This window comes from Cellulomonas persica, assembly GCF_007989825.1.
GTDB lineage: Bacteria > Actinomycetota > Actinomycetes > Actinomycetales > Cellulomonadaceae > Cellulomonas > Cellulomonas persica.
The window spans coordinates 182246-203045 of the sequence record NZ_BJUA01000004.1 but is presented as its reverse complement, the minus strand read 5'-3'; the positions used below and the strand labels follow the sequence as shown (position 1 = coordinate 203045).

The 20800-nt window shown below is 73.1% G+C and carries 18 protein-coding genes; 12 read left to right on the top strand and 6 right to left on the bottom strand.

Annotated elements, in window-relative coordinates:
* The first annotated feature begins 331 nt into the window (after window positions 1-331).
* The 5 genes from mshD to CPE01_RS05725 all read left to right on the top strand — a co-directional run bounded on the left by mshD (window position 332) and on the right by CPE01_RS05725 (window position 6517).
* A complete protein-coding gene (mshD, locus tag CPE01_RS05745; protein ID WP_146805681.1) occupies window positions 332-1348 on the top strand; it encodes a mycothiol synthase in 1017 nt (338 codons plus the stop codon).
* The gene (locus CPE01_RS05740; RefSeq protein WP_146805680.1) at window positions 1345-3585 is read left to right on the top strand and encodes an RNA degradosome polyphosphate kinase; all 2241 of its coding nucleotides are present in this window, start codon (window positions 1345-1347) and stop codon (window positions 3583-3585) included. Before mshD ends, CPE01_RS05740 begins: the two co-directional genes overlap by 4 nt.
* Window positions 3582-4556 carry an NUDIX hydrolase gene (locus CPE01_RS05735; protein WP_146805679.1) on the top strand — a complete coding sequence of 325 codons (975 nt, stop codon included), beginning with the start codon at window positions 3582-3584 and terminating at the stop codon, window positions 4554-4556. The genes CPE01_RS05740 and CPE01_RS05735 overlap by 4 nt, the downstream gene beginning before the upstream one ends.
* A 330-nt stretch (window positions 4557-4886) precedes the next feature.
* Window positions 4887-5507 (top strand): DUF47 domain-containing protein, encoded by a 621-nt coding sequence (locus CPE01_RS05730; protein WP_146805678.1) that lies wholly within the window; start codon window positions 4887-4889, stop codon window positions 5505-5507.
* A gap of 5 nt (window positions 5508-5512) precedes the next feature.
* Window positions 5513-6517 carry an inorganic phosphate transporter gene (locus CPE01_RS05725; protein WP_146805677.1) on the top strand — a complete coding sequence of 335 codons (1005 nt, stop codon included), beginning with the start codon at window positions 5513-5515 and terminating at the stop codon, window positions 6515-6517.
* Between the two features lie 7 nt (window positions 6518-6524).
* On the opposite strand, the gene CPE01_RS05720 is transcribed toward CPE01_RS05725, so the two are convergent.
* Window positions 6525-7124: a hypothetical protein gene (locus CPE01_RS05720; protein WP_146805744.1), complete on the bottom strand. Its 600-nt coding sequence runs from the start codon at window positions 7122-7124 to the stop codon at window positions 6525-6527.
* 221 nt (window positions 7125-7345) lie between these two features.
* Here CPE01_RS05720 and CPE01_RS05715 point away from each other — a divergent pair, with 221 nt between their 5' ends.
* The 3 genes from CPE01_RS05715 (at window position 7346) to CPE01_RS05705 (ending at window position 11285) form a co-directional block, all read left to right on the top strand.
* Entirely contained in the window at window positions 7346-8842 is a 1497-nt protein-coding gene (locus tag CPE01_RS05715) for a sugar porter family MFS transporter (protein WP_146805676.1), read from the top strand.
* A gap of 111 nt (window positions 8843-8953) precedes the next feature.
* Window positions 8954-9439, top strand: coding sequence for a MarR family winged helix-turn-helix transcriptional regulator (locus CPE01_RS05710; RefSeq protein ID WP_146805675.1), 486 nt, complete (start codon window positions 8954-8956; stop codon window positions 9437-9439).
* A gap of 217 nt (window positions 9440-9656) precedes the next feature.
* A complete protein-coding gene (locus CPE01_RS05705) occupies window positions 9657-11285 on the top strand; it encodes an MFS transporter (protein ID WP_146805743.1) in 1629 nt (542 codons plus the stop codon).
* A 97-nt stretch (window positions 11286-11382) separates the two neighbouring features.
* Here CPE01_RS05705 and CPE01_RS05700 read toward each other — a convergent pair whose 3' ends face one another.
* The 3 genes from CPE01_RS05700 to msrB form a co-directional block, all read right to left on the bottom strand.
* Window positions 11383-11859: a MarR family winged helix-turn-helix transcriptional regulator gene (locus CPE01_RS05700; protein WP_146805674.1), complete on the bottom strand. Its 477-nt coding sequence runs from the start codon at window positions 11857-11859 to the stop codon at window positions 11383-11385.
* 152 nt (window positions 11860-12011) lie between these two features.
* A complete protein-coding gene (locus CPE01_RS05695; protein WP_146805673.1) occupies window positions 12012-12764 on the bottom strand; it encodes a nuclease-related domain-containing protein in 753 nt (250 codons plus the stop codon).
* Window positions 12765-12875: 111 nt separating this feature from the next.
* Entirely contained in the window at window positions 12876-13280 is a 405-nt protein-coding gene (gene msrB, locus CPE01_RS05690; RefSeq protein ID WP_146805672.1) for a peptide-methionine (R)-S-oxide reductase MsrB, read from the bottom strand.
* A 231-nt stretch (window positions 13281-13511) separates the two neighbouring features.
* Between msrB and CPE01_RS05685 the strand changes: the two genes are divergently transcribed.
* From CPE01_RS05685 to CPE01_RS05670, 4 genes are all read left to right on the top strand, one after another.
* On the top strand, window positions 13512-15605 hold the full coding sequence (locus CPE01_RS05685) for a putative bifunctional diguanylate cyclase/phosphodiesterase (RefSeq protein ID WP_146805671.1): 2094 nt from the start codon (window positions 13512-13514) through the stop codon (window positions 15603-15605).
* Window positions 15606-15695: 90 nt separating this feature from the next.
* Window positions 15696-16394: a TasA family protein gene (locus CPE01_RS05680; protein ID WP_146805670.1), complete on the top strand. Its 699-nt coding sequence runs from the start codon at window positions 15696-15698 to the stop codon at window positions 16392-16394.
* 10 nt (window positions 16395-16404) lie between these two features.
* Window positions 16405-17124: a signal peptidase I gene (locus CPE01_RS05675; RefSeq protein ID WP_146805669.1), complete on the top strand. Its 720-nt coding sequence runs from the start codon at window positions 16405-16407 to the stop codon at window positions 17122-17124.
* Window positions 17105-17425 (top strand): hypothetical protein, encoded by a 321-nt coding sequence (locus CPE01_RS05670; protein WP_146805668.1) that lies wholly within the window; start codon window positions 17105-17107, stop codon window positions 17423-17425. The genes CPE01_RS05675 and CPE01_RS05670 overlap by 20 nt, the downstream gene beginning before the upstream one ends.
* A 61-nt stretch (window positions 17426-17486) precedes the next feature.
* On the opposite strand, the gene CPE01_RS05665 is transcribed toward CPE01_RS05670, so the two are convergent.
* Entirely contained in the window at window positions 17487-18872 is a 1386-nt protein-coding gene (locus CPE01_RS05665) for an FAD-binding oxidoreductase (RefSeq protein ID WP_146805667.1), read from the bottom strand.
* 141 nt (window positions 18873-19013) lie between these two features.
* Entirely contained in the window at window positions 19014-20777 is a 1764-nt protein-coding gene (locus tag CPE01_RS05660; RefSeq protein WP_246783762.1) for a sensor histidine kinase, read from the bottom strand.
* Between the last annotated feature and the right edge of the window lie 23 nt (window positions 20778-20800).

Here is a 20800-nt window from a genome sequence, read left to right as displayed (position 1 = left end):
GTCCCGGCAGGGTTCGTCGCGACGGCGGTGTCCCGCGACAGACGGTGCGGCGCGGAGTCGCTCGTCGAGGTCGCGCGGTTCGTCGCGGCCGCGGCGTCCGCGAGCGGGGTTGCCGGGGGCAGCGTGTCGCGGTCATCCCGGCCCGCGCGCACGAGGTCGGGGTCGAGGTTCATGGTCGGTCCAACGTACGTCACACCGACGGCGTGCCACAGGCCGACCACGCGGGCGGACGGGCGATGCGTCGCTGCTCACCGCAGATCACCCGGTCCGACCTGTCGCTCTCCCGGGTGACCCCCTGCCTTCGGGCCGTCTCGCGTGATGGGATGGGTGGATGGTCGAGCCGACGAAGGCGCGTGTCGCGGTCGCTGCGCACCCCGCACCCCTCGAGCCCGGGACCGCCGCCGCCGTGCGCCGACTGGCCGCCGACGCCGCCGCGCACGACGGCGTCCCCCCGCTCTCCGAGCAGCCGCTGCTGTGGCTCGAGGACCCGGAGGCCCACGTCGTGCACCTGCTCGCGACGGCACCCGAGGTCGGCGAGGACGAGCCCGCCGGGCCCGAGCCGGTGGAGCACGAGCTCGTCGGGTACGCGCAGGTCGAGGTCGGCAGCGGGTCGACCGCGCGCGCCGAGCTCGTCGTGCACCCCGCGCACCGCCGCACGGGCGTCGGGACGGCGCTGCTGGACGCCGCGCGCGTGACCGCAGGCAAGGTGAAGGGGCGCGAGCTGCGCGTCTGGGCGCACGGCGACCTGCCGGAGGCGCGCGCGCTCGCGCAGTCCGCGGGCATGGCGGTGGTGCGCGAGCTGTGGCAGATGCGCCTCGACCTCGCGCAGCGCCCCCAGGTGCCGGACCGCGCGCTGCCGCCGCGGGTGACCGTGCGCGAGTTCGTGCCCGGGCAGGACGAGGAGGCGTGGCGCCGGGTCAACTCGCGCGCGTTCGCGCACCACCCGGAGCAGGGCCGCATGACGAGCGCGGACCTGCGCGCCCGCGAGGCCGAGCCGTGGTTCGACCCCGCCGGGTTCCTGCTCGCCGAGCGCGACGGCATGCTCCTCGGATCGGTGTGGACCAAGGTGCACCCCGAGGGCGAGCACGGCGACGAACGGGTCGGCGAGATCTACGTCGTCGGGGTCGACCCCGACGCGCAGGGCCTCGGTCTGGGCGGGGCGCTGACCGACCTCGGGCTCACGTCCCTCACGGTCGCGGGGCTCCGCTCGGTCATCCTCTACACCGAGGCGTCGAACGAGGTCGCGATCCGCACGTACCGCCGCGCGGGGTTCGAGCGCAGCGGGGTCGACGTGATGTTCGGGGACGACACGCCACGTTCACCCAGTGGTGCCACGATGGCCCCATGACGGACGCGACCGCCCTCGACTCCGAGCTCGAGGACCGCATCGCCGAGCACCTCGCGCGCGCCGAGGCCGCCGTGCCGGCCCTCGCGCTCGCACCGCTGCCCGACGACCGGTTCCTGGACCGCGAGCTGTCGTGGCTCGCGTTCAACCAGCGGGTCCTCGAGCTCGCGGAGGACGTCGACCTGCCGCTGCTCGAGCGCGTGCGGTACCTGGCGATCTTCGCGTCGAACCTCGACGAGTTCTTCATGGTCCGCGTCGCGGGCCTCAAGCGCCGGATCGCGACGGGCATCGCGGTGACCGCGGCGTCGGGGCTGAGCCCGCGCCAGGTGCTCGAGGCCATCAGCGAGAAGGCGCACGAGCTGATGGACCGCCACGCGCGCGTGTTCGTCGACCACGTGCAGCCCGCGCTCGCGAGCGAGGGCATCACGCTCGTGCGCTGGCAGGACCTCGGCGAGTCGGAGCAGGACCGCCTGCGCAAGTTCTTCAAGCGGCAGATCTTCCCGGTGCTGACGCCGCTCGCGGTGGACCCGGCGCACCCGTTCCCGTACATCTCGGGGCTCTCGCTCAACCTCGCGGTCGTCGTCGTGAACCCCGTGACGGGCAAGGAGCACTTCGCGCGCGTCAAGGTCCCGCCGCTGCTGCCGCGGTTCATCGCGGTCGACGCGTCGGGACGGCCGAGCGCGCCCGACGAGCAGACCGCCTCGGTGGAGAAGGGCCCGACGAGCTTCGTGCCCGTCGAGGACGTCATCTCCGAGCACCTCGACCACCTGTTCCCGGGCATGGAGGTGCGCGAGCACCACACGTTCCGCGTGACGCGCAACGAGGACGTCGAGGTCGAGGAGGACGACGCCGAGAACCTCCTCAAGGCGATGGAGAAGGAGCTGCTGCGCCGGCGCTTCGGGCCGCCCGTGCGCCTGGAGATCGCCGAGGGCATCAGCCCGCGCATCCGCACGCTGCTGGTCCGTGAGCTGGGCATGGCCGAGGACGAGGTCTACGTGCTGCCCGCGCCGCTCGACCACACGGGCCTGAACGTCATCGCGGACCTGGACCGCAGCGAGCTGCAGTTCCCGCGCTTCGTCCCGACGACGCACCGCCAGCTCGCGGAGGTCGAGTCGGCCACACCCACGGAGATGTTCGCCAAGATCCGCGAGCGCGACATCCTGCTGCACCACCCGTACGACTCGTTCTCGACGAGCGTGCAGACCTTCCTCGAGCAGGCTGCGGCCGACCCGTACGTCCTCGCGATCAAGCAGACGCTGTACCGCACGTCGGGCGACTCGCCGATCGTCGACGCGCTGATCGACGCGGCCGAGGCCGGCAAGCAGGTCCTCGCGCTCGTGGAGATCAAGGCCCGGTTCGACGAGCAGAACAACATCTCCTGGGCGCGCAAGCTCGAGCAGGCGGGCGTGCACGTCGTGTACGGGATCGTCGGGCTCAAGACGCACTGCAAGCTCAGCCTCGTCGTCCGCCAGGAGGCCGACGGCCTGCGCCGCTACAGCCACGTGGGCACGGGCAACTACCACCCGAAGACCGCGCGCCTGTACACCGACCTCGGGCTGCTCACGAGCGACCCGGACGTCGGGCAGGACCTCACGCGCCTGTTCAACCAGCTCTCCGGCTACGCCCCCAAGAGCCGCTTCCACCGCCTGCTCGTCGCGCCGCGCTCGGTGCGCACAGGGCTGATCGAGCGGATCGACCGTGAGGCCGCGGCGGCGCGTGCCGGGCAGCCCGCATGGATCAAGATCAAGGTCAACTCGATGGTCGACGAGGCCACCATCGACGCGCTGTACCGCGCGAGCCAGGCGGGGGTGCCGATCGACCTCGTCGTGCGCGGCATCTGCGCGCTGCGTCCGGGCGTACCGGGTCTGAGCGAGACGATCCGTGTCCGCTCGATCCTCGGGCGCTTCCTCGAGCACTCGCGCGTGTTCGCGTTCGCGCACGCGCAGGCGTCGGACGACGAGGTGTTCACCGGCCCCGAGGTCTTCATCGGCTCGGCGGACCTCATGCACCGCAACCTCGACCGGCGCGTCGAGGCCCTCGTGCGCGTGTCCGACCCCGACCAGGTCGCGGAGATCGTCGACCTCGTCGACGAGTCGGTCGCGCCGACGACGTCGTCGTGGCACCTCGAGCCCGACGGCTCGTGGCGGCGGCACTCGCGCGCCGAGGACGGCACGCCGCTGCTCGACCAGCAGTCCGCGCTCATCACGCGCCAGCGGCGGCGCCCTGGCACGGGCCTGTGAGCTCGACCTCCCGGACGACCGTCGTCGAGGCGGCCGGCGCTCTCGTCTGGCGTGTCCGCACGGGGCGCCTGCAGGTCGCCCTCGTGCACCGGCCGCGCTACCGCGACTGGTCGTGGCCCAAGGGCAAGCTCGACCCGGGCGAGACCGTGGTCGCGGCCGCGTGGCGTGAGGTCGCCGAGGAGACCGGGCACGACGTGGTGCTCGGCGTCCCGCTGCCGCCGCTGGAGTACCCGCTGTCCGAGGGCCGGCTCAAGCGCGTGCACTACTGGGCGGCGCAGGTGGCCGGGCGCGACGACGCAGCGGCCCTGCGCGCGCGTCCGCCCGTCCCGCGGGCGTCGCGCGACGAGATCGACCAGGTGCGCTGGTACGACGTCGAGGCCGCCGCGGCCCGCCTGACGCGGCCCGCCGACCGCGCCCCGCTCGTCGCGCTCGTCTCCGCGCACGCCAAGGGCCGGCTCGACACACGTGCGCTCGTCGTCGCCCGCCACGGCACCGCCAAGCGACGCTCCACGTGGACCGACGGCGAGGAGACCCGCCCCCTGACGCCCGTCGGCCGCCGCCAGTCCGCGACGCTCGTGCCCGTCGTCTCGGCGTTCGGCGCCGGACGCGTCGTGACGAGCCCGTGGCGGCGGTGCCTGGAGACCGCGCAGCCGTACGCGTCGGCCGCCCAGGTCCCGATCGAGCACGTCGCGGCGCTGTCCGAGGCGGGGCACGCGCACGCGCCGCAGGACGTGACCGCGGTCGTCGAGGACCTCCTGCAGTGGCCGGGCGACTCGCTGCTGTGCACGCACCGGCCGGTGCTGCCGACCGTGCTGGCGGCGCTGGCCGCGCACGCACGGCGCTCGGTCCGCGCGGCGCTGCCCGCCGCCGACCCGTACCTGCACCCCGGCCAGGTGCTCGTCGCGCACGTCGCCCAGCACGCATCGGGACCGCGGGTGGTCGCCGTGGAGACGCACCGCTCACCCATGTGAGCGCGAGTGCGGGTCCGCGAGTGTGACCTCCCGCACGCCGGGACGTCGGACCCGGCAGGTCCGCGGGTGAGCGGGCCTTACGATGGTCGGGCGACGTCGGGCCGCGGTAGCCCCGGGCTCCATCTTCAGCCGCTTCGAGCGGCCGCGCGCCGAGAGGCGCTCCCGGTCCGGCGTCGCGCCCATGTCCTCCCCTAGGCGAGTCAGGAGAGTCCCACGGACACGAGGTGAGCCTGTCACCATGAGTCCATGCCGACGGCACCGCACGTTTCCTGATTCGTCGTCCGGCAACTAGCCTGAGCCCGACCTACCTCCCCTCCTCCGGAGCCTGAAGTGCGCCTGCGCCTGACACCGCGCGACACCACGTTCTTCGACCTCTTCGCCGCCTCGGCGCAGCACCTGGTCACGGGAGCGAACCTGCTGAGCGAGATGCTGGGCGCCACGCCCGCCGCCCGCAAGGAGATCAACAAGCGGATCTCCGAGGCCGAGCACCTGGCCGACGAGGCGACGCACCAGATCATGCGTCGGCTCAACCAGACGTTCGTGACGCCGTTCGACCGCGACGACATCTACATGCTCGCCTCGGCGCTCGACGACTGCATGGACTTCATGGACGAGGCCGCGGACCTCATGGTCCTGTACAAGGTCGGCGAGCTGCCCGCGCGTGTCGCGGACCAGGTCCAGGTGCTGCAGCGCTGCGCCGAGCTCACGGCCGAGGCCATGCCGCGCCTGCGCTCGATGGACTCGCTGTCGGAGTACTGGGTCGAGGTCAACCGCCTCGAGAACCAGGCGGACAAGACGTTCCGCAAGCTCCTCGCGCAGATGTTCGACGAGATCAGCGACCCGATCCTCCTGCTCAAGTTCAAGGAGATCGTCGAGGCCCTCGAGGAGGCTGCCGACGCGTTCGAGAAGGTGGCCAACGCGGTCGAGACGATCGCCGTCAAGGAGTCCTGAGCTCCGTGGAGGTCGCGCTCGTCATCCTCGTCGTCGCGCTCGCGCTCGGCTTCGACTACACCAACGGGTTCCACGACGCCGCGAACGCCATCGCGACGTCGGTGTCCACCCGGGCCCTGACCCCCCGCATCGCGCTCATCATGGCCGCGGTCATGAACTTCGTCGGCGCGATGCTGGGCACCACCGTCGCCGAGACGATCGCGACGTCGATCGTCGACCTGACCGACGCGAGCAACCACAGCGCGCTGCTGGTGATCGTGTGCGCCTTGGTCGGCGCCATCGTGTGGAATCTCATCACGTGGTGGTTCGGCCTGCCCTCGTCCTCGACGCACGCCCTCATCGGCGGTCTGGTGGGTGCCGGGCTCGCCGCGAGCCTGGGTGTCTACTGGTCGTCGGTGTACGCCAAGGTCGTCGTGCCGATGGTCCTGTCGCCGGTGCTCGGCTTCACGCTCGCGTTCTTCCTCATGGTCGGCGTGCTGTGGCTCCTGCGGAACCGCCCGCCGACGCGCACCATGCGCCGGTTCCGGCTCGCGCAGACCGTGTCCGCGGCCGCGATGGCGCTCGGCCACGGCCTGCAGGACGCGCAGAAGACGATGGGCGTCATCTACCTCGCGCTGCTCACGGTCGGCTGGGCCGACAAGGACGCGGGAATCCCGCTGTGGGTCAAGGTCGCCGCGGCCGCCGCGATCTCCGCCGGCACGTACGCGGGCGGGTGGCGCATCATGCGCACGCTCGGCCGCAAGATCATCGAGGTCGACCCGGCGCGCGGCTTCGTCGCCGAGTCGGTCTCCGCGACGGTGCTCTACGGCATGGCGATGGGCCTGCACGCCCCGGTCTCGACCACGCACACCGTGACCTCCGCGATCATGGGCGTCGGCGCGACCAAGCGCGCGTCGGCGGTGCGCTGGGGCGTCGCGAAGAACATCGCGACCGCGTGGGTCCTGACGATCCCCGCGGCGGCATTCGTCGCGGCGCTGTTCACGCTCCTGCTCCGCCCCGTCATCGGCTGACCGAAGGTCAGTCGAGCACGCCCGCGCGCCAGAGCCGGGCGGCGTGCTCGAGCTCCTCGGCCGTGCGCAGCAGCGCAGACGCGCCGAGCGTCATGCGCGTCGCGCCGCTCGGGTCGACGACGTCGAGCCGGTCGGCGTCGAACGCGGCGCCGGCCGCGAGCACCCGGCAGAACGCGCCTGCGCGCTCGAGCGCGACGTCCAGGTCGCCCGTGTAGACGCCCGAGAGGACGGCGTCGGCGACGGCCCGCACGTCGGCGGGCCCCGGCGCCTGGGCGACCCCCGCGACGACGTCGTGCACGGGCACGGCGGCGGTCCCCTGCCGGTACCGGTCGGCCACGGTCTCCGGGTCCCGGCGCACCCACTCCCGGAGCACGTACAGCCGCCACAGGGCACCCGGCAGCGTCGTCGGCGCGCTGTCCGACCACAGCGCCGCGACCACGTCGAGCCCCTCGGTCTCGACGAGCGCGACGAGCCGGGCGACGACGTCCGGGTCGGCCGTCGCGCGTCCCTGGTGGACCAGCGCGGCGGCGGTGGTGTGGGCGATCTCCGAGCGCAGTGCGGGGTCGATCGCACCCGGCAGCTCGTCGGCCTCGTGGGGGTCGAGCATCGCGGGCCGGCGCGGGCGGCGCGGTTCGTCGGCCATGGTCACCTCCTGCTCGTCGGACTGCTGCTCGTGCCGCCGGCGTGCGCCGTACCGCCGTCAGGTGCCCCGGCCATCTCTCGACGTGCAGCCTCGCACGTCCCGGTCCAGTGTGAGACACGGGGCTCACCACAGGGCCGACGGCACGGCGGCCGACGACCGCCTGCAGGACGAGAGGGGCAGGCGCCATGGCCACAGCATCGGACGAGCCGGTCGGCAGCGGCGCGCGCAGCCCGCACCACGGCAAGGCGGTCGGTCTCGCGGTCGCAGCTGCGGTCGGCGGCTTCCTGTTCGGCTTCGACTCCTCGGTCATCAACGGCGCGGTGAAGGCGTTCACCGACGAGTTCGGCCTGGGCGACGCGCTGTCCGGCTTCGCGGTCGCGGTGGCCCTGCTCGGCTGCGCGCTCGGCGCGTGGCTCGGCGGCCGGCTCGCCGACCGGTGGGGCCGCACGCGTGTGATGTTCCTGGGTGCGGTGCTGTTCTTCGTCTCGTCGATCCTGTCCGGCATCGCGTTCGGCGTGTGGGACCTGATCCTGTGGCGCGCGATGGCGGGCATCGGCATCGGCATCGCATCCGTGATCGCCCCGGCGTACATCGCCGAGATCGCGCCCGCGGCGATCCGCGGGCGCCTCGGCTCGCTGCAGCAGCTCGCGATCGTCATCGGCATCTTCGCGGCGCTGCTCTCGGACCAGCTCCTCGCGCTCGCGACGCCCGGTGAGGGTGCCGACGCCGCCGGCGAGCTGTGGTTCGGCCTCGAGGCGTGGCGCTGGATGTTCATCGTCGCGGTCATCCCCGCGACCGTGTACGGCGTGCTCGCGCTGATGATCCCCGAGTCGCCGCGCTACCTCGTCGCGCGCGGGAAGCAGGACGAGGCGCTGGCCGTGCTGACGGACGTGCTCGGCACGCGCGACGAGGCGGCCACGCGTCTCCGCGAGATCGAGCAGACCATCAAGGCCGACGAGTCCGCCCCCAAGGCGAGCCTGCGCGGGCCGCGGTTCGGCCTGCTGCCGCTCGTCTGGGTCGGCATCCTGCTGTCGGTGTTCCAGCAGTTCGTCGGGATCAACGTGATCTTCTACTACTCGAACACGCTGTGGCAGGCGGTCGGGTTCGACGAGAGCGACTCGTTCACGATCTCGACGATCACGTCGGTCACCAACGTCGTCGTCACCTTCATCGCGATCGCGCTCGTCGACAAGGTCGGCCGCCGCCCGCTGCTGCTCATCGGCTCGGCGGGCATGGCGTTGTGCCTGGGGCTCATGGCGCTCGCGTTCACGCAGTCGTACGAGATCCCCGACCCGGACAACGCGGGCGAGGTGCTGACGCAGCTGCCGGGGAGCTGGGGCACGGTCGCGCTGATCGCCGCGAACGCGTTCGTCGTGTTCTTCGGGGCGACGTGGGGTCCGCTCGTGTGGGTGCTCCTCGGCGAGATGTTCCCCAACCGCATCCGGGCCGCGGCGCTCGGGCTCGCGGCGGCTGCGCAGTGGATCGCGAACTTCCTCATCACGATCTCGTTCCCGCCGCTGCTGGGGGCGTTCGGCGCCTCGGTGCCCTACCTGATGTACGCGATCTTCGCGGTGCTGTCGTTCTTCTTCACGCTGTGGAAGGTCCCCGAGACCAAGGGCGTCGAGCTCGAGGACATGGAGGGGCTCAAGGTCGAGCGCCGCTCCCGCAGCGCGGCCGCCTGACGCCGGCCTGCCCGATCGGTGTGACCGGGCAGACAGGGCAATCACTTGCATGCTGCACGCATCGGCCATATGTTTGCTTGCAGCAACCACTAGTGAGGACCCAGCCGAGCCATGACCGAAGCCCTTCCCCCCGAGGTCGCGGTGCTCCGGGCCGTCGAGACGTTCTGGCGCGCGCTGCGCGAGGCGAGCACGGTCATGGTGCGCGACACCGAGTGCAGCCGGTCGACCGCGAGCCTCGTCCGCGTCCTGGCGACCCGCACCCGCGCGGGGCGCGTCACCCAGGTCGGCGACGTCGCGCACGCGCTGCGCGTCGACACGTCCGTCGCCAGCCGCCAGGTCAGCCAGCTCGTCGACGAAGGCCTGGTCGAGCGCACGGTCGGCTCCGACGACCGACGCGCCCGCTCCCTGCGCCTGACGCCCGCCGGCCTCGAGCGCGCCGAGGCGATCGAGGCGGCCCTGCTGCGCACGACGGCCGACCTGTTCGCGGACTGGCCCGCGCAGGACGTGGCGGCCGCCGCCGCGACGCTCGGGCGGCTCAGCGCGACGTTCGACCGCGTCCACGCCCCGGCCGCCGCGCACGAGCGCGTGCCCGCCTAGCACGACCTGGTCGCCCGACCGGGACCCCACCAGCACGACCACCCACCTGCACCCGCCGACGCCGCCGGGCACCCGACACGAAGAGCAAGGAACGACCGTGCCCACCGAACCCAGCACCGCTGCCCCGAGCACCGCAGCCCCGATCACCGCAGCCACGCCGCCCGGTGCCGACACCTCCCCCGAGGTCGAGACCTCCGCCGCGGCGACCACGCCTCGCATGACCCACCGGGAGGTCCTCGAGGCGCTCTCGGGCATCCTCCTGGGGATGTTCGTCTCGATGCTCGCGACGAGCGTCGTGTCGTCCTCGCTGCCGCGCATCATCACCGACCTGGGCGGCAAGCAGTCCGCGTTCACCTGGGTCGTCACTGCGACGCTGCTGACGACGACGATCTCGACCCCCATCTGGGGCAAGCTCGCCGACCTCGTCAACCGCAAGCTGCTCATCCAGCTCGCGCTGGTGATCACGGTCGTGTCCTCCGCGCTGGCCGGGTTCGCGCACAACACCGAGATGCTCATCGGGATGCGCGCGCTGCAGGGCATCGGCGCCGGTGGTCTGACCGCGCTCGGCACGGTCCTGATCGCGGACATCATCAGCCCGCGTGAGCGGGGCCGCTACATGGGCCTCATGGGCGCGGTCATGGGCATCAGCATGGTCGGCGGCCCGCTGCTCGGCGGCGTCATCACGGACTCGTCGCTGACGTGGCGCGCGAACTTCTTCGTCGGCCTGCCGTTCGCGGTGTTCGCGATCGTCGTGCTGCAGCGCACGCTGCACCTGCCGCCGCTGCCCCGCCGCGTCGTCAGGATCGACTACTGGGGTGCCGCGCTCCTGTCGGTCGGCATCGCGCTGCTCCTGCTGTGGGTCACGTTCGCGGGCGACACGTTCGACTGGGCCTCGTGGCAGACCGCCGCGATGCTCGTCGGCTCGGCCGTGGTGCTCGCGGTCGCGCTGTGGGTCGAGTCGCGCGTCGACGAGCCGATCATCCCGCTGCGCCTGTTCCGCAACCGCACGCTCGTGCTCGCCGTGGTCGCCTCCGTGGCCGTCGGCATCGCGATGTTCGGCACGTCGGTGTTCCTGAGCCAGTACATGCAGCTCGCCCGCGGCAAGACGCCGACCGTCTCGGGCCTCATGACGATCCCGATGATCGCCGGCGTGCTGGTCTCGTCGACCGTGTCCGGCGCGATCATCTCGCGCACGGGTCGCTACAAGTCCTTCATGATCTGGGGCGCGCTGCTGCTCACCGGCGGGATCGCCCTCATGGGGACCATCCACTACGACACGAGCTTCCTGCTCGTGAGCATCTACATGTTCGTCCTCGGCTCGGGCGTCGGCATGCTCATGCAGAACCTGGTCCTCGCGGTGCAGAACACCCTGCACGTCTCCGAGATCGGCTCCGGGACGGCCACCGTCGCGTTCTTCCGGACGCTCGGCGGCGCGATCGGTGTGTCCGCGCTCGGTGCGGTGCTGTCGAACAAGTCGACCGAGTACATCGTCTCCGGGCTGGCCACGCTCGGCATCGACCCCGCGGGGCTCGGCTCGAACGGCGCGCTGCCGGACGTCTCGACGCTGCCGGGTCCCCTGCGCACGGTCGTCGAGCAGTCGTTCGGTGACGCGATCGCGGACCTGTTCCTGGTCGCGACGCCCATCGCGCTCATCGCGTTCGTCGCGGTGCTGTTCCTCAAGGAGGTCCCGCTGGGCCGCCGCTCGGGCGTCGAGCAGCGTCTCGCCGACGAGATCGCGGAGTCGGCGGCCGCGGTCGCGCCGGTGACCGACGAGCTCGTCCCGGCCGCGCTCGGCGCGCACGACGAGGTCGCCGAGCCGGATGCGGGCGCGCGCCGCACGCGCTGACGACGGGTGCACGGACGCGAAGGGCGCGGACCGCGAGGTCCGCGCCCTTCGTCGTGCAGCCGGTGAGGTGCGGCCGAGCCGGATCGCCGTCCGGGCGTCAGACCGTGGCGTGCGGGCGGTCGGCCGGCGGCTGGGTCATCCACGCCGACGACAGGTCGCGGTTGAGGCGACCGAGCTGCGCGGTGAGCTGGGCGATGTGCTCCGGCGACCAGTCCTCGAGGGCCCGGCCCAGGAACTCGCGCCGGGCGGCCTGCGCCGCGAACAGCCGGGAGGCGCCGTCGGCGGACAGCGCCAGGAGCTGCCCGCGGAAGTCGTCGGGGTCCGGGGTGCGCGTGATCAGCCCCAGCTTGGCGAGGCGCGCGAGCTGGCGCGACATCGTGCCGCGACCCACGCCGATGTACGCGGCGAGGTCGCTCGCCCGCACGCCGGGCGTGCGCTCGATCAGCGCGAGCAGCTCGTAGGCCGACGGCTCGAGCTCCGGGTGCACCCGGCGGGCCATCGCGCTCGAGGAAGCGGTCGCGCGGCGCAGGAACAACCCGAGCTCACGCTCCAGCTGCTGCAGGTCGTCGTCCATCCGGCCATCTTCGCGCGAGTCGCCAGGCCACGGAACGATCGGCGCGGGCGAAGTCTCGCGCGCCACGTCCCCGGCGGGGGTGCTGGCACCCAGGTGCACGCGCGTCGCCCCGCGCGCGGGGGCCACGACGCCGACGCGTCCCGGCCGCCGGGTCAGCGGCCCCAGGTGGCGCGCTGACGCGCGACGTGGGCGATCGCGGCCACGCGGTCGGGCTCGAGCACCACGGGCATCGCGCGGATCACGCGCGGCAGCTCGGAGCGCGTCACGACGACCGCGCCGTGCGGGTCGGGCGCGCCGTCCTGCACGAGCGAACCGCGCACCACGACGATCGAGCGGACCGAGACGTCGGCGCAGCCGGCCCGCAGCAGCAGGCCCTGGACGCGCGCGGCCTCCATGCGCGCGGCGTGCAGGTGCCCGACCGGGACCCCGTCGACCGTCATGGTCCGACCCTCGACGACCACGTGCTCGTCGGGCTCGCTGCGCTGCGTCACGGTGCGGATGCCGCCCGGACCGATGAGCAGGTGCTCGACGACGGTGCCCTGCCGGCCCAGCGGCACGTCGTGGATGACGTGCCAGCCCTCGGCGTAGAGCCGCTCGAGGCGCGTCCGCAGCGGCGCACCGCGCTCCGCGCGGGACTCGTCGCCCGACCCCAGCCACGCCGCCAGCGCCGTGCGCTCGGGCTCACCGAACGGCTGGCGCGGCAGCGGCAGGGTGATCTCGTTGCCGTCGCCTCGCAGGAACGCCTGCGCCGCGCGACGCAGACCGTCCTCGAGCTCGGGCTCCTCGACGACGACCTCGCCGGACTGCAGGTCGATCGAGCCGACCCGCGCCCCGGTCTCGTGCGTCACGAAGAGCCGGTCGGCGCCGTAACGCCGCCACCTCCGGACCGTGAGCACCTGTTCCACGACCCCATTATCGGCGGGAAGGGCGCCCGGCTTCAGTCGTCCGCGCAGACTCACCCGCGAAGTCGACCGAAAGGCGGACACGACGGTTGCCGGACGCCCCCGTGCCGGCGGTCAGCCCTGCGCCGGCTCGAACGTCAGGCTCACCGAGTTCATGCAGAACCGGTCGCCGGTCGGCGTCTGCGGGGCGTCGTCGAACACGTGCCCCAGGTGCGACCCGCACCGCGCGCACAGCACCTCGGTGCGCACCATCCCGAGCGAACGGTCCTCACGCAGCTCGACGGCCTCACCGGCCAGCGGTGTGAAGAAGCTCGGCCACCCGCAGTGCGAGTCGAACTTCGCGTCCGAGGAGAACAGCTCCGCGGAGCACGCGCGACACCGGTAGACGCCCGTGCGCTTCTCGTCGAGCAGCGCACCCGTCCAGGCACGTTCGGTGCCGGCCCGGCGCAGCACCGCGAACTCCTGCGGCTCCAGCTCCAGCGCCCACTGCTCGTCGGTCTTCGTGACCTCGTACGTCACGTGCCCACCTCCTCGTCGGACGCACCCGTGCGCGTCCTCGATCCCCTCAACAGGACGACGAGCCGGGACGTTCCCGACGGTTCGCCGTGTGCAGCACAGGGGTGATCCGTCGCGGTGTTCTCGCCCGCGGCGCGTCGAAACGCTTACCTTTGCCGGTATCCGACTGCACGTATCCGATCGGGGGGCGCCGGCCGAGCCGGGCGGACCACCGCAGCCGAAGGGAGTCGCAGCGTGTCGCGAGCCACCACGCGCCGACGCTGGTCCCTGACGCGCTACTTCGGCGTGGTGAGCTTCCTGGCCATGCTCGCGCTCGGTGTCGCGCTGGTCTGGGTCACCGGTCGGGTCATGCAGGCGCAGTCGGTGCGCGACGGCACGGAGGCGGCGACGTCCGTCATGTCGTATGCGACCGCACCACTCCCGCCCGACGCGTTCGCCGACGGCCTGCTGACGCCCCAGCAGCGCACGGGGGTCACGACGTCGATCATGGGCTTCGACGAGCGCGCGATCGAGGTGCGGCTGTGGAGCACCGTGGGCGCGCTGATGTACAGCTCGAGCGACGCCGAGGTCGCCTTCCCCGACACCGAGCGCCTCAACTCCGTGCTCGCCTCCGGGCAGCCGGACGCACGCGTGATCGAGGACGTCAGCCAGGAGGGCCGCTCGGTCACCGGGGCGAGGATCCAGGAGGTCCTGGACGTGTACGTGCCCGTCCGGGCCTCCGACGCGCAGGACCTGTCAGGTCTCGAGATCGGCTCGGAGATGCCCGCGCCCGACCCGCTCGCGATCGGCGACGACGAGGTGATCGGCGTCGCCGAGGTCGTGCTCGACCACACGGCGGCCATCGACGCGCTCGCCCAGGCGCGGCGCACCGTCTCGCTCGTGGTGGGTGCCGGGCTCGTCGCCCTGTGGCTGCTGCTGTTCCGCACGGTGCACGCGACCTCGAAGCGTCTGCAGGCCTCCGCGCTCGAGAACGCCCGCCTCGCGCTGCTCGACTCGCTCACCGGCCTGCCCAACCGTCGCCTGCTCGCGGACCGCATGCGGCGCGACGTCGCGGACGCGCTCGCCACCGGCGGGCGCGTGGGGCTCGTGCTGCTCGACATCGACCGGTTCAAGGACATCAACGACTCGCTCGGCCACGACCACGGCGACGAGCTGCTCGAGCAGGTCGCGGAACGGCTGCGCGGCGCGCTGCGCGACGAGGACGTGGTCGCGCGGCTGGGCGGCGACGAGTTCGCGGTGCTCCTGCCCGACGTGCGCTCGGTCGCGAACGCCGAGCGCCTGGCCCGCCGCGTGCGGCAGCTCTTCGTGCCGCCGTTCCAGCTCGGCGAGATGTCGCTGCACGTCGAGACGTCGGTGGGCGTCGCGTGCATCCCGGACCACGCGAGCGACGCGTCGTCGCTCATGCGCACCGCGGACGTGGCGATGTACAGCGCCAAGAACCACCGCACGGGCGTGGCCGTGTACGACCCCGACGAGGACCACTCGTCGCCGCAGCGGCTCGTCCTGCTCGGCGACCTGCACCACGCGATCGAGGCGCCGCACGACTCGTCCGAGCTCGTCATGCACTACCAGCCGAAGATCGCGCTCGACACCGGACGGACCGTCGGCTACGAGGCGCTCATGCGCTGGGACCACCCGACGCGCGGCTTGCTCCTGCCGGGCGTCTTCATCCCGCTCGCGGAGCAGTCGGGGCTCATCCACGAGCTGACGCACTTCGCGCTCACGGGCGCGATCACGCAGCTCGCCCGCTGGCGCGAGACCGGCACGCCGCTGCCCGTGGCGGTCAACCTGTCGGCGCACGACGTGACGACGACCGCCGTCGTCGACGTGATCGAGGGACTGCTGACCCAGCACGACGTGCCCGCGGACCTGCTCGAGGTCGAGATCACCGAGACCGCCCTCGTGGCGGACCCGTCGAGGATCGTGCCCGTGCTCGAACGGCTCGGCACGCTCGGGGTGCGCGTCGCGATCGACGACTTCGGGATCGGCAACACGTCCATCTCCCAGCTGCGCGACCTGCCCGTCGGCGAGCTCAAGATCGACCGGCTGTTCGTGGGCGACCTGCGCGACGGCGACCGCTCGGGGTCCGAGGTCGTCGTGCAGGCCATGGTCGACCTCGCGCACTCGTTCGGGCTGCGCGTCGTCGCCGAGGGCGTCGAGGACGAGCAGACGGCCGCGACGCTGCGACGCCTCGGGGTGGACCGCGCGCAGGGCTTCCTGTACTCCCCCGCGGTCCCGGCCGACGAGGTGCCCGACGTGCCGCCGGGCGGCAAGGGACGAGGCGGAACTCACCCCCGCAGACCCACGCGCGTGCGATCATCCGGATGAAAGTCGGGCAGACTGGTCAAGTTCGGGTGTGGCATGCCGATTGATGTGTACCCGCTGTGACCGCCCGCCCGACCTGGGGGAGTACGACCGATGATGGATGACCTGCTCGAGGAGATGGTCAACCCCGCGCCCGCGCAGGCCGACCGCGCTCGTCGCCGTCGACTCTGGGCGACCGTGACGATCGTCGGGCTGGCCGCCGTCGGGGTGACGTCGCTCACGACGTCCGCGCTGTTCACGGACAACGAGACGACGAGCGACGCGATCAAGACCGGGTCGGTCAACCTCACGATGGACGCGGTGTCGTTCAGCGTGCCGGTCGACAACATGCTCCCGGGTGCCTCGATCGTCGCGCCGATCGAGGTGCGGAACGCCGGTTCGCTGCGGTACCAGTACGCGATCAGCTACGAGGCGGAGAACGGCGCGGGCAACGGGACCGGAGCCCTCACCGACCGCCTGCGGCTCGCGATCTTCACGCGCACCGCGGGCAACTGCACGCTCGACGGCACGACGAGCGCCACGGGGCGGATCGGCCGTAGCTCGTCGACGAACGCCTTCGGCCTCGCGACGAGCCTCACGCCGATCGTGGGCGACCCGGCCGACTACGCCAACGCCGAGAACCGCTTCCTGAGCGCGACCGAGTCGGAGGACCTGTGCGTCCGGATCGACTTCGACGTCGACGCCGACAACACCTACCAGGACACGTCCGCGACGCTCACCCTGAAGTTCGACGCGCGCCAGCTCGACTTCGATCCCTCGCAGCCCGACGAGTCGGGCGTGACCGGTCCCTGATCCACCCACGATGCCCCGACCGCCGCGACACCCGGTGCCGCTCGAGCTCGACCGACGCGACGCCCGCCCGGTCCGGGTCGAGCCGGCCCCGCGGCGTCCCCGCTGGCGCGGCGCGACGTCGATCGTGCTGTGGACCGTCGTCGTCCTGGGCACGCTCACGTTCGCGGTCTCGCTCGCGGTCCCGCTGTGGTTCCAGGCGCGCGACCAGCGTCTGCTGATCGTCACGTCGGGCTCGATGGCGCCCGTGTTCGACGCGGGTGACGCCGTGGTGATGCGCAAGGTCGACGACCCGTCGCAGCTCAAGGTCGGTCAGATCGTCTCGTTCTGGCCGCTCGGCTCCGAGCAGCTCGTGACGCACCGGATCGTCGACCTGGTGACCCTGCCGACGCTCGAGCAGGACGAGGAGACCGGCCGCATGGTCGAGGTCCTCGACCCGGACACGGGCGACCCCGCCGAGAGCCAGTACCTCGTCACGCGCGGCGACGCGAACGCCGAGAACGACCCGAACGCGACGCCGTACACGCGCGTGCGCGGCATCGTGCTCGAGGTGCACCCCGGCTGGGGGTGGGTGCTGCAGTGGGCGGGCTCGGCCGTCGGCCGGGCCGTGATGCTCGTCCCGCCGCTGCTGGCGCTCGGCCTGCTCGAGCTGCTCGCGGTGCGCGACTCCCGGCGCCGCCCGCGCAGCACGACCCCCGACGAGAGGTTCGTGGATGCGTACCTCCAGGGGTGAGCGCCCGGCCGGCGCCGCGACCGGGTTCTTCTCCTCCGACCGCGGTGCGGTGGTCCGGCTCGTCGTGACGCTGCTGCTCGGTGCGTGCGCGCTCGTCGGCCCGCGCGTCGGGCACACCGGCGCGGACTTCACGCACTCCGTCGAGGTGCCCGCCACCTTTCGCACGGCGCCGACGTTCGGCCCCCCGCCCGCCCCGGGCGACGGAGCGGGCGGGGGTGCGGCCGACGAGGGCAACGACGCGGCCGTCCAGCCCACCACGGAACCGCTGCGCGACCCCGCCGGCGGGCCGGACGACCGCTGACCTGCCAGCCGAGCGCCGACCCGCCTGCCGACCCTGCCCTCGACCCTGCCCCGGCCGCCGGTCAGTCGCGCAGCCCGCGGGCGGCGAGCAGGACACCCGCCGGGTCGTACGTGAGCGACAGCTCACGCAGGCGCGCGGCCACGGGCGCGGGGTAGGCACGCTCGAGCCAGCCGGCGCCGGTGGAGAAGTTCGGCATCGCACCGGCACGCGACCACGGCGCCAGGCCCTGGGCGATGCGCCGCGCGTCCCCGCCGACGACGTCGGCCGTCTCCGGGATCGCGAAGCCCGCGGTGAACACCGAGTACGGCGCGTCGCGGTGCGCGAACGCGCAGTCGTCGCCCTCGCGGAGCTTCCCGCCGAGCTGACGCACCTCGACCATGAGCTGCGGTGAGGGCACGTGCGGTCCGACGAGGTCGAGGAACCGCTCGACGGCCTCGGGGCCGAAGTCCTCGAGCAGGAACGTCGACTCCGAGGTCGGCATCGGATCCTCCGGGTCGGCGTGCACGGCGCCGATCGCGGCGTACGGCATCACGGCGACGGAGTCGACCAGCGGCTGCCCGACGGCGCGCACCGCGCGCAGGAGCTCGGCGCCCTCGTCGGGGTCGCCGGTCCAGACGAACCGTACGCACACGACCGTGCGGCCGCGCAGCGGCGGCGGCACGAGCTCGAGGTCCGGCAGCCGCAGCACCGCGAGCGACGTGGTCGCCGCCGCCGGCAGCAGGTCGGCCCACACGCCCCACGTGCGGACCACGGGCGTGGCGTCCTCGGCCGCGAACCACAGCGCGCCGCCGTACACCTGCGCCACGGGCGGCAGGTCGAGCTCGACCGCGGTGACGATCCCGAGCGCACCCTTGCCGCCGCGCAGACCCCAGAACAGGTCGGGGTGCTCGGTGCGGCTCGCGCGGCGCACCACGCCGTCGCCCGTGACGACCTCGAACGCCTCGACGTAGTCCGACGAGAGCCCGTGCGAGCGCGCGAGCGGCCCGACGCCGCCGCCGGTGAGGAACCCGGCGACGCCGACGTGCGGCGACGACCCGCACACGGGTGCCAGCCCGTGCGGCGCGGCGGCCTCGATCACCGCGGACCAGCGCACACCGGCGCCGATGCGCGCCCGGCGCCGGACGGGGTCGACGGTGAGCTCGTCGAGCGCGGCGGTGTGCACGAGCACCGCGCCGGTCATCGCCTCGGTCACGCCGTGCCCGGTGCCCTGCACGGCCACGCGCACACCTGCCTCGGCGGCCAGTCGCAGGGTCGTGGCGACCTCGTGCGCGTCGGTCGCCTCGACGACGGCCACCGGCTGGACGGGCGTCGCGAGGTTCTGGGTGGTCGTGAGGCGCGCGTAGCCCTCGGTGCCGGGGGTGTGCACGCGCGTGACCGCGGCGGTCAGCGCGCGCACGGCGTCGGCGGCGGGGCGGGAGCCTGCGTCGATCGGCGTCGTGATGGTCATGGGTGGTGTCCTTCGTTCCAGAGCCGTGTCGGCCCGTCGGATCCTGGAGCGCCTGGGGGTGGCGCACGGAACATCAGGACGCCCGACCAGGTCGTCTGATACGTCCGGTTCCCGAGCCGCTCGTCAGCACCCGCCCGGCGGTCAGGCGGCGGGGGTCTCGGGCGGTCGCGCGGGGAGGCGGACCGTGACGGTCGTGCCCTCCCCGACGGTGCTCGCGATCGCGAGCGTGCCGCCGTGCGCCTCGACGACGGCCCGGGTGATCGACAACCCCAGGCCCACGCCCGGGACGGCACCCCGTGCGGCCGCGCCCGCCCGGAAGAACCGCTGCGTGAGCTGGTCGATCTCGTCGGGCGCGATCCCCACACCCGAGTCGCTGACCTCGAGCACCGCTCCTGCCTCACCCGTCGCGGCGTGGTCGTCGCGATCCGGCCCCACGGACACCGCGACGGTCCCGCCGGGCTGCGTGAACTTGATCGCGTTGCTCAGGAGGTTGTCGACGACCTGCGCGAGCCGCAGCGGGTCGGCGACGAGCCGCGTCGTCTCGACGTGCTCGACGAGCCGCACCTGCGCGGCCTGCGCGCTGTACGCGGCGGACGCGAGGGCCGTGCGGGCCACCTCGGCCAGGTCCATGTCCTGCGGCGTGATGACGAACCGGCCCGCCTCGAGCTGTGCCGTGAGCAGCAGGTCGCTCACGAGCCGCAGCTGTCGACGCGCGTTGCGCTCCACGATCGCGAGGTACTCGCGCTGCTCGTCGGTGAGCGGGTCGGTACCGTCCTGGACGAGCTCGAGGTAGCCGAGCACCGCGGTCAGCGGCGTGCGCAGCTCATGGCTCACGAGGCTCACGAACTGCTCCTTGAGCGCGGCGGCCTCGCGTTCGGCCGTGACGTCGGTCGCGACCACGACGAACCCGCTGCTGGCGCCGTCGGCGTCGACGCGGCGCGTCACGGCGAGCCGGACCGTGCGCGTCTCGCCGTCGCGTCGCACCCACCTCCAGTCGCGCACGTGCGAGCCGCCGCCGGACGCCGACGCCACGACCGCCTCGAGGAGGCGACGGTCCGCCTGAGCACCCTCACCACGCGCGTCGTGCCCGAACAGGGCCCGGTACCGTTCGGCGAGCTCGGCGGGCTCGTGGAACCGAGTGAGGTTCGCGCGGCCCACGACCTCGCCCTGCGCGAACCCGAGCAGGCGTTCGGCACCGGCGTTGAACACCTGGACGACGCCCGCGGAGTCGGTCGCGATGATCGCCTGCTCGGTCGCGGAGTCGATGACCGAGACGAGCTGCTCGAGCGCCAGCTCGCGCTCGCTCGCCACGCGCGCGATCACCTCGGCGTCGCGCCGGACGATGTCGAGCAGCTCGTCCTGGTGGACCCGCAGCCGGTCGAGCGCGGCGTTGCGCGCGCGCAGCCGCTCGGTCGCCTCGTGCGCGACGACCGCCTGGAGCAGCGCGACGAGCGCGACGACGATCGCGCGGGCGACGGTCTGCACGGTGAACGTCGCCGGCTCGAACACGACCGGCGTGAACACGACCGCCACCACGCCGACGGTGGCGATGACGACCCCGCGCCGGCCGCGCTGCGCTGCGAGCGTGAGCACGGGCAGGAAGATGAGCGCCGCGAACACCGACCCCGGCCCGCCGGTCCCGGTGCGCAGCAGCGCGATCGCCAGCAGCGAGACGACCGGCAGCACGTCCGGGGCCCACTCCGGCCAACGCTGCCAGGGCAGCAGGACGGCCAGCACCGGCACCGCGACCGCGATCGCGGCGGCCACCGCGACCAGAGCGGGATCGGTGACGAGCGACGGGACCAACCACAGGACGATCATCGACAGCGCGAACGCCACGACGAACGGCTGCTGGCGCTCGAGCACGCCCGCCTCGGGGCCGGTGAACCGTGAGACGAGTCGCACGAGACGGGTCCCGGGTCGCCGAC

Coding starts and splice junctions, on each gene's coding strand:
- CPE01_RS05720 (WP_146805744.1), bottom strand. CDS start 7,124: ATGCTCGACCCCCACGAGGCCGACGAGCTGCCGGGTGCGATCGACCCC.
- CPE01_RS05665 (WP_146805667.1), bottom strand. CDS start 18,872: ATGACCATCACGACGCCGATCGACGCAGGCTCCCGCCCCGCCGCCGAC.
- CPE01_RS05700 (WP_146805674.1), bottom strand. CDS start 11,859: ATGGACGACGACCTGCAGCAGCTGGAGCGTGAGCTCGGGTTGTTCCTG.
- CPE01_RS05680 (WP_146805670.1), top strand. CDS start 15,696: ATGATGGATGACCTGCTCGAGGAGATGGTCAACCCCGCGCCCGCGCAG.
- mshD (WP_146805681.1), top strand. CDS start 332: ATGGTCGAGCCGACGAAGGCGCGTGTCGCGGTCGCTGCGCACCCCGCA.
- CPE01_RS05705 (WP_146805743.1), top strand. CDS start 9,657: ATGACCCACCGGGAGGTCCTCGAGGCGCTCTCGGGCATCCTCCTGGGG.
- CPE01_RS05740 (WP_146805680.1), top strand. CDS start 1,345: ATGACGGACGCGACCGCCCTCGACTCCGAGCTCGAGGACCGCATCGCC.
- CPE01_RS05715 (WP_146805676.1), top strand. CDS start 7,346: ATGGCCACAGCATCGGACGAGCCGGTCGGCAGCGGCGCGCGCAGCCCG.
- CPE01_RS05710 (WP_146805675.1), top strand. CDS start 8,954: ATGACCGAAGCCCTTCCCCCCGAGGTCGCGGTGCTCCGGGCCGTCGAG.
- CPE01_RS05675 (WP_146805669.1), top strand. CDS start 16,405: ATGCCCCGACCGCCGCGACACCCGGTGCCGCTCGAGCTCGACCGACGC.
- CPE01_RS05670 (WP_146805668.1), top strand. CDS start 17,105: ATGCGTACCTCCAGGGGTGAGCGCCCGGCCGGCGCCGCGACCGGGTTC.